This is a genomic window from Billgrantia sp. NRB1 (assembly GCF_056921725.1).
In genome coordinates this window covers 3,678,770-3,691,473 of record NZ_CM167783.1, presented here as the reverse complement: position 1 = coordinate 3,691,473, position 12,704 = coordinate 3,678,770, and the positions used below count along the sequence as shown (strand labels likewise).

13 protein-coding genes and 1 tRNA gene are annotated in these 12,704 nt (G+C 67.8%); 11 read left to right on the top strand and 3 right to left on the bottom strand.

Annotation, left to right across the window (positions count from 1 at the left end):
• Nucleotides 1-42 precede the first annotated feature (42 nt).
• Nucleotides 43-1,545: an SLC13 family permease gene (locus tag ACZIYR_RS16800; protein WP_483527492.1), complete on the top strand. Its 1,503-nt coding sequence runs from the start codon at nucleotides 43-45 to the stop codon at nucleotides 1,543-1,545.
• 111 nt (nucleotides 1,546-1,656) lie between these two features.
• Nucleotides 1,657-2,106 (top strand): universal stress protein, encoded by a 450-nt coding sequence (locus ACZIYR_RS16795; protein ID WP_473034900.1) that lies wholly within the window; start codon nucleotides 1,657-1,659, stop codon nucleotides 2,104-2,106.
• Nucleotides 2,107-2,112: 6 nt separating this feature from the next.
• On the opposite strand, the gene ACZIYR_RS16790 is transcribed toward ACZIYR_RS16795, so the two are convergent.
• Complete coding sequence (locus tag ACZIYR_RS16790) at nucleotides 2,113-3,441, bottom strand: sensor domain-containing diguanylate cyclase (protein ID WP_483527491.1); 1,329 nt, start codon at nucleotides 3,439-3,441, stop codon at nucleotides 2,113-2,115.
• A gap of 245 nt (nucleotides 3,442-3,686) precedes the next feature.
• On the opposite strand from ACZIYR_RS16790, the gene relB reads away from it, so the two are divergent.
• Nucleotides 3,687-3,881: a type II toxin-antitoxin system RelB family antitoxin gene (gene relB / locus ACZIYR_RS16785; RefSeq protein WP_473034898.1), complete on the top strand. Its 195-nt coding sequence runs from the start codon at nucleotides 3,687-3,689 to the stop codon at nucleotides 3,879-3,881.
• Nucleotides 3,881-4,165 carry a type II toxin-antitoxin system RelE/ParE family toxin gene (locus tag ACZIYR_RS16780; protein ID WP_483527490.1) on the top strand — a complete coding sequence of 95 codons (285 nt, stop codon included), beginning with the start codon at nucleotides 3,881-3,883 and terminating at the stop codon, nucleotides 4,163-4,165. The genes relB and ACZIYR_RS16780 overlap by 1 nt, the downstream gene beginning before the upstream one ends.
• Before the next feature lie 118 nt (nucleotides 4,166-4,283).
• Here ACZIYR_RS16780 and ACZIYR_RS16775 read toward each other — a convergent pair.
• Nucleotides 4,284-4,360, bottom strand: a tRNA-Pro gene (locus tag ACZIYR_RS16775).
• 114 nt (nucleotides 4,361-4,474) lie between these two features.
• On the bottom strand, nucleotides 4,475-5,482 hold the full coding sequence (ispB, locus tag ACZIYR_RS16770; protein WP_483527489.1) for an octaprenyl diphosphate synthase: 1,008 nt from the start codon (nucleotides 5,480-5,482) through the stop codon (nucleotides 4,475-4,477).
• A gap of 294 nt (nucleotides 5,483-5,776) precedes the next feature.
• Between ispB and rplU the strand changes: the two genes are divergently transcribed.
• From rplU to ribF, 7 genes are all read left to right on the top strand, one after another.
• Nucleotides 5,777-6,088, top strand: coding sequence for a 50S ribosomal protein L21 (gene rplU, locus ACZIYR_RS16765; protein ID WP_473034894.1), 312 nt, complete (start codon nucleotides 5,777-5,779; stop codon nucleotides 6,086-6,088).
• A 60-nt stretch (nucleotides 6,089-6,148) separates the two neighbouring features.
• Complete coding sequence (gene rpmA, locus ACZIYR_RS16760) at nucleotides 6,149-6,406, top strand: 50S ribosomal protein L27 (RefSeq protein ID WP_473034893.1); 258 nt, start codon at nucleotides 6,149-6,151, stop codon at nucleotides 6,404-6,406.
• Nucleotides 6,407-6,515: 109 nt separating this feature from the next.
• On the top strand, nucleotides 6,516-7,703 hold the full coding sequence (gene cgtA / locus ACZIYR_RS16755) for an Obg family GTPase CgtA (RefSeq protein ID WP_483527488.1): 1,188 nt from the start codon (nucleotides 6,516-6,518) through the stop codon (nucleotides 7,701-7,703).
• A 13-nt stretch (nucleotides 7,704-7,716) separates the two neighbouring features.
• Nucleotides 7,717-8,856 carry a glutamate 5-kinase gene (gene proB, locus ACZIYR_RS16750; RefSeq protein ID WP_483527487.1) on the top strand — a complete coding sequence of 380 codons (1,140 nt, stop codon included), beginning with the start codon at nucleotides 7,717-7,719 and terminating at the stop codon, nucleotides 8,854-8,856.
• A 386-nt stretch (nucleotides 8,857-9,242) separates the two neighbouring features.
• Entirely contained in the window at nucleotides 9,243-9,509 is a 267-nt protein-coding gene (gene rpsT / locus ACZIYR_RS16745) for a 30S ribosomal protein S20 (RefSeq protein ID WP_102626712.1), read from the top strand.
• 186 nt (nucleotides 9,510-9,695) lie between these two features.
• The gene (gene murJ, locus ACZIYR_RS16740; protein ID WP_483529099.1) at nucleotides 9,696-11,219 is read left to right on the top strand and encodes a murein biosynthesis integral membrane protein MurJ; all 1,524 of its coding nucleotides are present in this window, start codon (nucleotides 9,696-9,698) and stop codon (nucleotides 11,217-11,219) included.
• A gap of 450 nt (nucleotides 11,220-11,669) precedes the next feature.
• Nucleotides 11,670-12,704 carry a bifunctional riboflavin kinase/FAD synthetase gene (gene ribF / locus ACZIYR_RS16735; RefSeq protein WP_483527486.1) on the top strand — a complete coding sequence of 345 codons (1,035 nt, stop codon included), beginning with the start codon at nucleotides 11,670-11,672 and terminating at the stop codon, nucleotides 12,702-12,704.

Below are 12,704 nucleotides of genomic sequence, written 5' to 3'. Positions count from 1 at the left end.
GGGTGCTGAGCTGCGCAGGCGGCTGAGGAGAGAGGAGAACGCATGATGCACGGCGACTCGCAGGAGGCGAACCAGGAGGCCCGCCGCGAGAGGCGGCGGCGATGGGGGCTGGCAGCAGGCCTGCTGTCGGGACCGCTGCTGGCCCTGCTGGTGATGCTCGCGTCGCCACCGGCCCAGCTGTCACCGACCGCCTGGCAGGTGGTGGCGCTCACGGTCTGGATGGCCGCCTGGTGGGTCGCCGAGCCGGTGCCCATCGCGGTGACCGCGCTGCTGCCGGTGGCGGTGCTGCCGCTGATGGGCACGGCGCCCATCGCCGAGGTGGCGACGCCCTATGCCAACCCGCTGATCTTTCTGTTCCTCGGCGGCTTCCTGTTGGCCGAAGCCATCCAGCGCTGGAACCTGCATCGGCGCATCGCCATGCTGGTGCTGCATGTCTCCGGGCATCGGCCCCATCAGCTGGTGGGCGGCTTCATGATCGCCACTGCCGGGCTCAGCATGTGGGTCAGCAATACCGCCACGGCGGCGCTGATGGTGCCCATCGGCCTGTCGGTGCTGGGGCTGCTGGAGCGCCAGGGCGGGGTCGGCGCCAGCCGGCACATGGCGCTGACGCTGCTGCTGGGTATCGCCCTGGCGGCCAATATCGGCGGCATGGGGACGCTGATCGGCACCCCGCCCAATGCATTGCTGGCCGGCTTCATGGCCGACAACTACGGTATCGAGATCGGCTTCGCCCAGTGGATGCTGCTGGCGTTGCCGCCGGCGGTGGTGCTGCTGGCGCTGGCCTGGTGGCTGTTGACCCGACTGGTCTACCCGCTGCCCCGGGATGTCGTGCCGGGCATCGCCGGGCTGCTGCGCGAGCAGGCCGATGACCTGGGGCGCATGACCGGCCCCGAGCGCCGGGTGGCGATGATCTTCGCGCTGGTGGCGCTGGCCTGGGTGACGCGCCCGCTGCTCCAGACGCTCTTGCCGGGGCTGGAACTGAGCGATGCCGGGATCGCGGTGATCGGCGCTCTGCTGCTGTTCGTGACCCCGGCTCGCTGGCAGACTCGCCAGTTCCTGCTCGACTGGGAGAGCGCGCGCCACCTGCCCTGGGGGGTGCTGATCCTGGTCGGGGGTGGCCTGAGCCTGGGCAGTGCCATCGAGAGCAGCGGCCTGGCCGCCGCGGTGGCCGAGGGGCTGTCGGCCTTCGGCGACTGGCCGTCCTGGACCCTGGTGACCCTGGTGGTGCTGGTGGTGATGCTGATGAGCCATGTGACGAGCAACACCGCGACGGCGGCGGCCATCCTGCCGCTGACCGCCTCGCTGACCGTCAGCCTGGGAGCCAGCCCGCTGCTGCTGTCGGTGCCGGTGGCCATGGCCGCCAGCTGTGCCTTCATGCTGCCGGTGGCCACGCCGCCCAACGCCGTGGTGTTCGGCAGCGGCAAGCTGAAGGTGGTCGACATGGTGCGCGCCGGTGCGCTGGTCAGCCTGGCCGGCGTGGCGGTGATCACCCTGGTGGTGTTTGCCCTGGCCATGCCGGTGCTGGGTTTCGGCTGGGCGCGCTGAGGAGGTCGCCGGCACGGGGTTGCCCTCTGCCGAGCAGCGGCTAGTCTGGAAGCAGGGAGCGGCGCTGCGCGCGTCCTCGTCTCAGAGCAAAGCTGGAGGGCAGGATCGCACATGAATCACGCCATACTCGTACCCATCGACGGCTCCGCTCATGCCGAGAAGGCCCTGGCCGTGGCGGCGCAGATGGCCATGGCATCCTCGGCCGCCATCCATCTGCTGCATGTTACCGAGTTTCCCGATGATATCGGCATCCTGATGGGGCGCGGTACCGGGCCCTTGACCGAGGAGAAGCGGGAGGCGCTTGCCGCCGAGAATCGCGACAAGGCGCGCCGGGTCCTCGATCAGTCCCGCCAGGCGGTGGATCTGTCGGGGCTGGACGCCAAGGAGCTGATACGCGAGGGGCGCCCGGCCCATGTCATTCTGGAGGTGGCCAAGGAAGTCGGGGCCGATGTCATCGTCATGGGCAGCCGCGGCATGAGCGACCTCAAGGGAATGGTGGTGGGCAGCGTGTCCCACCGGGTATCGCACGCGGCCGAGTGCACGGTCATTACCGTGACGTGAAGCGGATCAGTCGTCGGCCAGCACCAGGGTGTTGCGCCCCGCCCGCTTGGCCCGGTAGAGGGCCTCGTCGGTGCGAGCGATCATACTGTCCATGTCATCCCCCGGGCGGTATTGGGTAATGCCCAGGCTGATGGTGATGGCCAGGCCCTGGAAGCGGGAGTCGGCGATCTGCTGGCGCAGTCGCTCGGCAAAGGTGCTGGCGCCGGACAGGGGCGCGTCGAAGAGCAGCACGGTAAACTCTTCGCCGCCCCAGCGTGCCAGCAGGTCGGTGCTGCGCAGACTGGCGCCGACCTTGTCGGCCAGGCGCTTGAGGATGGCATCGCCGACGTCGTGGCCGTGGCGGTCGTTCACCGACTTGAAGTGGTCGATGTCGAACAGCAGCAGCGAGAAGGGCTCGCCGCCACGCTCTGCCTGGCGAATCGCCCTGTGGATGGCGCTGTCGAAGGCGCGCCGATTGTGTGTGCCGGTGAGATGGTCTCGGGTGGCCTGGCGCGCCAGCTCGCTCTCCATCTCCTTGCGCTCGCTGATGTTGTGGAACACTGCGATGAAGTGGCGAATCTCGCCCTGGTCGTCATGGACGGCGGTGATCGACTGCCAGAGCGGGTACACGTCGCCATACTTGTTGCGGTTCCAGATCTCGCCCTGCCAGTGACCGGTGGTCAGTACCGAGTCCCACAGTCGCTTGTAGAAGCGCTTGCCGTGGCGCCCGGACTTGAAGAGTCGCGGGGTCTCGCCGATGACCTCCTCGGCGCGGTAGCCGGTGATGTCGGTGAAGGCCTGATTGACCTTCTCGATACGCATCTCGGCATCGGTGATCAACGTGGCCTGGCCGGTTTCGAAGACGCTGGCCAGCAGCTTCAGCTCGTTCTCCTGGCGCTTGCGCTCGGTGATATCCTCCTTCACCGCCACGAAGTTGACGATCTCGCCGTCATCGTTGCGGATCGGCGTGATCACCTCGGACTCCCAGTACAGCTCGCCGTTCTTCTTGCGATTGAGCAGCTCCCCCTTCCACACCTCGCCGCGGCGCAGCGACTGCCAGAGGTCGTGGTAGACCGCCTCCGGCGTCTTGCCCGACTGAATCATGGCTGGCGTCCTGCCGATCAGCTCCTCGCGGCGATAGCCGGTGACATCCAGGAAACGCTGGTTGACGTATTCGATGCGCCCGTTGGTATCGGTGATCGCGGTGGCGGCCGGGCTCTGCTCCACGGCAATGTAGAGCTGGTAGAACTTGGCGCGCAGGATCTCGATATCGGCGCTTTGCCAGGCGTTGCCGAAGGCCGTGGCCTGGCCAACCGCGCTGTGTGGGGTAGTGGTGCCGAGCTTGTCGGACGTCACGCACATTCTCCTTATTCTTGTTTCTGGGCAAGTCTTCTTCCAGAAGCGGCTGAATGGCTTGTGTAAGCGGGGCTGTGTCGTCACCTAGGGCGTGCAAGCATAGCGTTTTTTGGGCGCGCCGGCATTCGCCTTGGGTGGCAAGGGCAACATGAGATAGCAGCGGGGCCGCCTCACACCAGCCAGCGGATGATGCGGCTGGTGTTGACGCGCTACACTGTGAGCAACCCTGCATTCTGGAGCGCACCATGACCACGCGGCTCGACCCCATCGTCTCCGAGTTCGAGACCCAAGAGCAGGCAGACGCCTATGATCAATGGCTGCGCGCCAAGGTCGAGGCCAGCCTGGCCGATCCTGGCCCCGGCGTACCGCATGACGAAGTGATGGCGCGTGCAAAAAAGGTAATCGAAGAAATCGAGCGCCGTCGTCGTGAGCAGGCGTGATGCTTCCGATGGTCTGGCTGGACGATGCCAGTGACGACCTGCTGGAGATCGTGGCGTTCATCGCCGAGGAGAACCCTGCAGCCGCTCACCGGCTCCACTCTCGACTGGAGTTGGCCCCGTTGCTGCTGGCTGATCATCCCTACCTATGCCCTCCCGGGCGGATTCCCGGGACACGAGAACTCGTCGCTCACCCCAACTACCTGATCGTTTACCGGGTCACCGCTACCAGGGTCGAGATCGTCAACGTGGTTCACACCCGCCGCCAATATCCCCCCGAAGAGTAGCCCTTCGCTTCCAGCGCCAGGTGCGGCTTTCTGACCCCCGGCTACCACCAGGGAATGAGGCACAACGAAAAACCGCCACCCGGCATGATCCGTAAGTGGCGGTTTTTGCTGTGTTCTTTGGTCGGAGTAGCAGGATTCGAACCTACGACCTCTGCCTCCCGAAGGCAGCGCTCTACCAAGCTGAGCTATACTCCGTGTCTTGCCTTTCGAGCCGTTTCAATGGGGCTCTGGGTCGGCTCCGGGAGCCGACGGATGGGCATTATACCCAAAAGCGTTGGGCTTGCAAGTCCCGGGCACTGAGCGGGGGCCTTAGGTCCGCCGCTCTACCGCCAGGCGGGCCAGATCGGCCATGCTGTCCCGGTAGCGACTCGCGGGCAGGGCGTCGAGCTGGGCCAGCGCCTTGGCGGCCATCTCTTCGGCGCGGGCCCGGGTGTAGGCCAGGGCGCCGGTGTCGTGGACGATGGCCAGCACGTCGTCGAGCCGGTCGAGGCCGCCTTGGCGAATGGCCTCGCGCACCGTGCTGGCCTGCTCAGGCGAGCCTACGGCCATGGCCTGGATCAGCGGCAGGGTCGGTTTGCCTTCCGCCAGATCGTCACCCACGTTCTTGCCCATCGCCTCGGCGTCGCCCTCGTAGTCGAGCAGGTCGTCGATCAGCTGGAAGGCCAGGCCCAGGTAGCGGCCATAGTGCTGCAGCGCGGCTTCCTGCTCCGGGGTGGCGTCGGCGAGGATGGCGCCGCTGTGGGAGGCCGCTTCGAAGAGCATCGCGGTCTTGCCCTGAATGGTCTCGAAGTAGGCGGCCTCGTCGGTGTCCGGATTGCCCACGTTGGTGAGCTGCTGCACTTCGCCCTCGGCGATCACGCAGGTGGCGCGCGACAGCACGTCCATGATCTTGAGCGAGCCCACTTCCACCATCATCTGGAAGGAGCGCGAGTAGAGGAAGTCGCCGACCAGCACCGAGGGCGCGTTGCCCCAGGCGTCGTTGGCGGTGGCCTTGCCGCGGCGCAGGTGGGATTCGTCCACCACGTCATCGTGCAGCAGCGTCGAGGTGTGCATGAACTCGATCAGGGTGGCCAGGGAGATATGCTGCTCGCCCCGGTAGTCCAGCGAGCGGGCGGCCAGCAGCACCAGCAGCGGGCGCAGCCGCTTGCCGCCGCTGGCGATGATGTACTGGCCGATGGTCTCGACCAGCGGCACGCGCGAGGCCAGCTGCGCCATGATGGTGCGATTGACGGCGGCAAAGTCATCGGCGACCGCCGCGTGCAGCGGCGAGGCGGGGGCGGTGCTGGCGGACGGTGTCGGAGTGGCTTTGGCTGGCATGGAGTCGGGTCATCGAGCGGGTGGGGCCGGGCACGGGCAGGCGTGGCCGCTGGCCTTGGGTTGCCGGTCATGCTATGGGGCCCCCATGGGGGCGTCAAGCGGCAGCGGCTCCCGGCAGGCGGGCGTTGCGATTGGGCGCTGACGCCGGACAAGCCGCGACTTGTGGGCGGGGTTGACTGTCGTTATAATACGCGGCCCACTCATCATGCTCCCTGCCAGATGGCTGCCGAAAGGGGCGCCACTCGAAGCAGGCCGATGAAGAGCCAACCCCCGATGAGTTTCGGAGAGACAAGCATGTACGCAGTTATCAAGAGCGGTGGCAAGCAGTACCGCGTTGAGGAAGGGCAGACCCTCAAGCTCGAGAAGCTGGAGCTGCCGACCGGCGAGAGCGTCGCGTTCGACGAGGTGCTGCTGGTTGCCGACGGCGACGACATCAAGGTCGGCGCGCCGCTGGTCGACGGTGCCAAGGTGTCTGCCGAGATCGTCTCCCACGGCCGTGGCGAGAAGATCCGCATCATCAAGTTCCGTCGCCGCAAGCACAGCATGAAGCGTCAGGGCCACCGTCAGTGGTTCACTGAAGTCAAGATCACCGGGATCTCCGCGTAAGCATCGCCGTGCATGCGGCAGGTGTTTCGAGATACCCCCTGAACGAGCGAGGACTTTGCAATGGCTCATAAGAAGGCGGCGGGCTCTACCCGCAACGGTCGCGATTCCGAATCCAAACGCCTTGGCGTCAAGCTGTTCGGCGGCCAGGTCGTCACCCCGGGCAACATCATCGTGCGTCAGCGTGGCACCAAGTTCCACGCCGGCACCGGTGTCGGTATCGGCAAGGACCACACCCTGTTCGCACTGGACGAGGGCGTGATCAAGTTCGAGACCAAGGGTCCGAAGAATCGCAAGTTCGTCAGCGTCGTCTCTGCCTGAGCGCGCCCGAACCGGCAATGGAAGGCCCCGCTCAGGCGGGGCTTTCTTGTACTTATACCATGGCTGCCATAGCGGCTGTGACGGCAGGCTGCCGTCAGGAGAGTGACAGATGCAGTTCGTCGACGAAGCCTCGATCATCGTGGAGGCCGGCAAGGGCGGTAACGGCTGCCTGAGCTTCCGCCGCGAGAAGTACGTGCCCAAGGGTGGCCCCGACGGCGGCGACGGCGGTCACGGCGGCAGCGTCTACCTGATCGGGGATGACGCCCTCAATACCCTGATCGACTTCAAGTACCAGCGCTTCTACAAGGCCCAGAACGGCCAGCCCGGCCAGGGTCGGCAGATGAGCGGTCGGGCCGGCGACGACCTGCACGTCAAGGTGCCGGTGGGCACCACGGTGATCGACGAGGACACCCTCGAGGTAATCGCCGATGTCACCGAGGCCGGCCAGGTGGTGCCGATCGCCCAGGGCGGGCGCCGCGGGCTCGGCAATATTCACTTCAAGTCCTCCACCAACCGTGCGCCGCGCAGGACCACCCCGGGAACCGAGGGCGAGCGTCGCAACCTGCGTCTGGAGATGAAGGTGATGGCCGACGTGGGCCTGCTGGGCATGCCCAATGCCGGCAAGTCGACGCTGATCCGCGCCGTATCGGCAGCTAAGCCCAAGGTGGCCAACTACCCCTTCACCACCCTGGTGCCCAACCTGGGCGTGGTGAAGCTCGGCATGCACGAGCACTTCGTGATGGCCGACGTGCCGGGGCTGATCGAAGGTGCCTCCGACGGCGCCGGCCTGGGGCTGCGCTTTCTCAAGCACCTGACCCGCACCCGGCTGCTGTTCCATGTGGTCGATGTGGCGCCCTTCGACGAGTCGGACCCGGTGGAGGCGGCCCGGGCCATTGCCCGGGAGCTGGAGCAGTTCTCGCCGGCGCTGGCCGAGCGTCCGCGCTGGCTGGTGCTCAACAAGCTCGACCTGCTCCCCGAGGATGAGCGCGAAGCGCGGGTGGCCGCCATCGTCGAGGGGGTGGGCTGGGAAGGGCCGGTGTATCGCATCTCCGCCATTGGCGGCGAGGGCACCGACGCCCTGGTGCAGGCCGCCCATCGCTGGCTCACCGAGCAGCGGCGGCTGGAGAACGAGGACGAAGCGGTCGCCGAGCAGGAGCGCGAGATGCGCGAGCGCATGGAGGCGGAGGCCGTGGCGCGCACCGAGGCGCGGCTGGGCCGCAAGCGCAAGAAGACCGATGAGGATGACGACGATTTCGATGACGACGACTACGACGTCGAGGTCGAATACGCGCCCTGAGGGTTGAGAGCCGATGGATAGCAACGAGCAGGTGACGGGCCGCGAGGCGCTGGTGGGCGCCCGCCGGGTGGTGGTGAAGATCGGCAGCGCGCTGCTGACCAACGATGGCCGGGGTCTCGACGAGCCCGCCATCGGAGGCTGGGTCGATCAGATCGCCGCGCTGCATCGGCGCGGTATCGAGGTGGTGCTGGTCTCCTCCGGCGCGGTGGCCGCTGGCATGGTGCGGCTGGGCTGGCAGGCGCGGCCCTCGGCGGTGCACAAGCTGCAGGCCGCCGCCGCGGTGGGGCAGAACGGCCTCACCGAGTGCTACGAGGGGCACTTCGCCCGTCACGGCCTGCTCACCGCCCAGGTGCTGCTGACCCATGACGACCTCTCCAACCGCAAGCGCTATCTCAATGCCCGCTCGGCGCTGCGCACCCTCGTCGATCTGCGCGTGGTGCCGGTGATCAACGAGAACGACACCGTGGTCACCGACGAGATCCGCTTCGGTGACAACGACACCCTGGGGGCGCTGGTGGCCAACCTGCTGGAGGCCGACGCCCTGGTGATCCTCACCGACCAGGAGGGCCTGTTCGACGCCGACCCCCGCCATAACCCCGAGGCTCGCCAGATCCACGAGGGGCGGGCCGACGACCCGGCGCTGGCGGCGGTGGCCGGCGGCGGTGGCAGCCTGGGGCGAGGCGGCATGGTCACCAAGGTGCAGGCGGCGCGCCTGGCGGCACGCTCCGGCGCCTATACGGTGATCGCCAGCGGCCGCCAGCCGGCGGTGCTCGAGCGGCTGACCGGCGGTGAGCGGCTCGGCACCCTGCTCTGCCCGGAAGAGGCGCCCATGGCGGCGCGCAAGCGCTGGCTGGCCGGTCAGCTGCAGGTGCGCGGCACCCTGACCCTCGACGCCGGGGCGGTGAAGGTGCTGCGCGACAGCGGCTCCAGCCTGCTGGCGGTGGGGGTGCGCTCGCTCAGCGGCCAGTTCCGCCGCGGCGACATGGTGCTGTGCGTCGACCCGCACGGCGAGCGGATCGCCAAGGGGCTGGTCAACTACGACGCCGACGAGGCGCGTCGCCTGTTGGGGCAGCCGAGCCACCGGATCGAGGCGATCCTGGGCTACATGGAAGCCCCGGAGCTGATCCATCGCGACAACTTGGTGGTGCTGTAAAGCGGGTTCATCGCACGTTAGCGTGAACATGTTTGGCTGGTTTTATGGTGGGAGGCCGGCTCTGCCGGGCGAAAGCGCCGCAGGCGCCCCATGGGTAGCGCTGCGCGCTACTTCGCGAGCTGAAGTCGAGGCGTCGAACCGTCCCTCCCACAGAGCCAGTTCACGCCAGTCGGCGATGAGCTGTAAAACAGGGGCTATAGCAAGCATGGCCAGGGCTGTGATAGGATGCGCCATCCTCTCAGACACGGCCCGTGAACGATCGCTGCCTACTCAGCGGTCGGCCAGATGGCCAAGCCGGCGGAAAGGCTCAGGCTTTTCTGCCGGATCAATACGTTATCGATGCCGTCACCACACGGGCGGCGAAGAATCTCCAAGGAGACAGTTCAGTGGCAAACAGCAAGCAAGCTCGCAAGCGCGCCCGTCAGGCCGAAGGCCGTCGTGTCCTGAAGGCCAGCCAGCGCAGCATGGTCCGTACCTACATCAAGCGCGTCATCAAGGCCATCAACGGCGGCGACCACGCCGAGGCGATGACCGCGTTCCAGAAGGCGCAGCCGGTCATCGACCGCATCGCCGACAAGGACGTGCTCTCCAAGAAGAAGGCCGCGCGCCTGAAGAGCCGCCTGAACAAGCGTATCAAGGCGCTGGCTGCCTAAGCAGACCGGATGCCCGCGGAGTGACTCGCCCCGATGGGCGGGCCTCCAGCAGAAAGACCGGCTGCGGCCGGTTTTTTTGTGGCTGTCAGACAGGCTGAGGACCCAGACGTGACGGATCGCGAGCAGACGCCACCCTCGCCGGTGGCCGAGCACGACAAGGTGGTGGCCCCCAAGGCCGGCGGCCTGATGCGCTCGGGCCTTGTGGTCAGCGTCATGACCATGCTCTCGCGGGTCATGGGGCTGGTGCGCGACGTGGTGGTGGCCACCCTGTTCGGGGCCGGCAACGGCGCCGACGCCTTCTTCGTCGCCTTCAAGGTTCCCAACTTCCTGCGCCGGCTGTTTGCCGAGGGCGCCTTCAACCAGGCCTTCGTGCCGGTGCTCTCGGAGTACGCCACCCGCGGCAGCAAGCGCGAGGTGCGCGAACTCCTCGACGCCGTCTCCGGCAGCCTCACCGTGGTGCTGGCGCTGCTCACCGCGCTGTTCATGCTGGCCGCGCCCTGGCTGGTGTGGGTCTTCGCCCCCGGCTTCGGCCGCGACCCGGCCAAGCTGGCGCTCACCGCCGACATGCTGCGGCTCACCTTCCCCTACCTGCTGCTGATCTCGCTGACGGCCTTCGCCGGCAGCGTGCTCAACACCTGGAACCGCTTCGCCATTCCGGCCTTTACCCCGGTGCTGCTCAACCTCTCGCTGATCGGTGCCGCGCTGCTACTCACCCCGCTGATGAGCGAGCCGGCCATGGCCCTGGCCTGGGGCGTGCTGATCGCCGGCGTCGCCCAGCTCGCCTTCCAGGTGCCCTTTCTGGTGCGCCTGGGGCTGATGCCCAGGCCCTGGCCCAGCTTCGTCCATCCCGGGGTGAAGCAGATCATGGTGCTGATGGCGCCGGCGCTCTTCGGCGTCTCGGTGTCCCAGATCAACCTGCTGCTGGACACCGTGCTGGCCTCGCTGCTGGCCCCGGGCAGCGTCTCCTGGCTCTACTACTCCGACCGCCTGGTGGAGCTGCCCCTGGGGGTCTTCGGCATCGCCATCGGCACCGTGATCCTGCCGGCGCTCTCCAAGCGCCACGCCGAGCAGTCCGGGGAGCACTTCAGCGCGATGCTCGACTGGGCGATCCGCGCCGTGCTGCTGCTCGGCCTGCCGGCGGCCCTGGCCCTGGCGATACTGGCCGAGCCGCTGCTGATCTCGCTGTTCCACTACGGCGCCATGACCGAGCGCGACATCGTCATGGCGGCGATGAGTTTGCGGGCCTATGCCTTCGGCCTGGTCGCCTTCATGCTGATCAAGGTGCTGGCGCCGGGCTTCTTCGCCCGTCAGAACACCAAGACCCCGGTGAAGATCGGCATCATCGCCATGGTCGCCAACATGGTCCTCAACCTGATCCTGATCTGGCCGCTGGCACACGCCGGCCTGGCGCTCGCCACGGCGCTCTCGGCGTTTCTGAATGCCGGCCTGCTGGGGTGGATCCTGCGCCGCGAGGGGGTGCTGGTGTTCCAGCCCGGCTGGGGGCGCTACGCGGTGCAGCTGCTGGGCGGCTGCACGGTAATGGGCCTGGGGCTGGTCTGGCTCGCCCCCGACTGGCAGGCCTGGCTCGACTGGAGCGTCTGGACCCGCGTGCAGTGGCTGGCGCTGCTGGTGGCGGCCGGCGCCGGGGTCTATTTCGCCTGGCTCGCCGCCACCGGCGTGCGCATCCGCCACTTCAGGATGAAGAGCTGACCTGACTTTGCGAGAGCCAGGCTCCGCCGGGCGAATGAGGGCTGACCGGACTTTGTGGGAGCCAGGCTCCGCCGGGCGAATGAGGGCTGACCGGACTTTGTGGGAGCCAGGCTCTGCCGGGCGAATGAGGGCTGACTGGACTTTGTGGGAGGCCGGCTCTGCCGGGCGAATGAGGGCTGACTGGACTTTGTGGGAGGCCGGCTCTGCCGGGCGAATGGCGCCGCAGGCGCCCCGGCGGTGTTGCTAGCGTTGGCGCATGCCGCCAGGAGCCCTTCGGTCTCCATTCGCCGGGCATAGCCCAGCTCCCACAGGGTGCCCTGCAACGAATCGCGCTGGATTGCCAGGGACCAAGCCGGCCCGGCTGTCAAGGGGCCGGCTGTCCGGTATAATCGCCCACTTTATGACCATCCTTTCGCCACTCACCCAAGGCAGCGGGGCTCGAGCAACGCCATGCAAGTGATCCGAGGACTGCACAACCTGCGCGACGCCCACCGCGGCTGCGTGGCCACCATCGGCAACTTCGATGGCGTGCACCGTGGCCACCAGGCGATCCTCGACCAGTGTCGAGAGCAGGCCACGGCGCTGCAGCTGCCGGTCACCGTGGTGGTCTTCGAGCCCCAGCCCCGGGAGTTCTTCGCCGGCGACCAGGCCCCGCCGCGCCTGACCCGGCTGCGCGAGAAGGTGCGCCTGCTCGGCGAGTGCGGCGTCGACTACGTGCTCTGCCTGCCGTTCAACGACGCCCTGCGCAGCCTCACCGCCCAGGAATTCATCGACCGGGTGCTGGTCGAAGGGCTGGGCGTGCGCCACCTGGTGGTGGGCGACGACTTCCGCTTCGGCTGCGACCGCAGCGGCGACTTCCACCTGCTCACCGAGGTCGGCGAGGTGCGCGGCTTCAGCGTCGAGCACACCCGCACCTTCGCCCTGGACGACGAACGAGTCTCCAGCACCCGAGTGCGCACCCTGCTGGCCAGCGGCAATTTCGCTCAGGCGGCGCGCATGCTGGGGCGCCCCTACCGTCTCGGCGGCCGGGTGGTGGCCGACCAGAAGCTCGGCCGCACCATCGGCGTGCCCACCGCCAACCTGCCGCTGCCGCCGTTGCCCCTGGCGCTGCGCGGGGTCTATGCGGTGGTCACCGAGCTGCCCGACGGCCGGCGCCGGCCCGGAGTGGCCAACATCGGCTGGCGGCCCACGGTGGGCAGCGCCCGGCCGGTGCTGGAGGTGCACCTGTTCGACTTCGACGGCGACCTCTACGGCGAGCGGCTGACCGTCTTCCCCTGCGCCAAGCTGCGCGGCGAGGTGAAGTTCGACGACTTCGCGGCCCTCAAGCAGCAGATCGCCGCCGACCAGGTCCGGGCCCGCCGCTACCTGACCGAGCGCCGGCCCGGCGCGGACGAGACTCTTCCACTGGCATCGGCGCCGCTGGCGCGCGAGGCCGTGACTTCCGATTCCTCGGCGGGTACTCCCGCCGACCACGACGACGGCTGA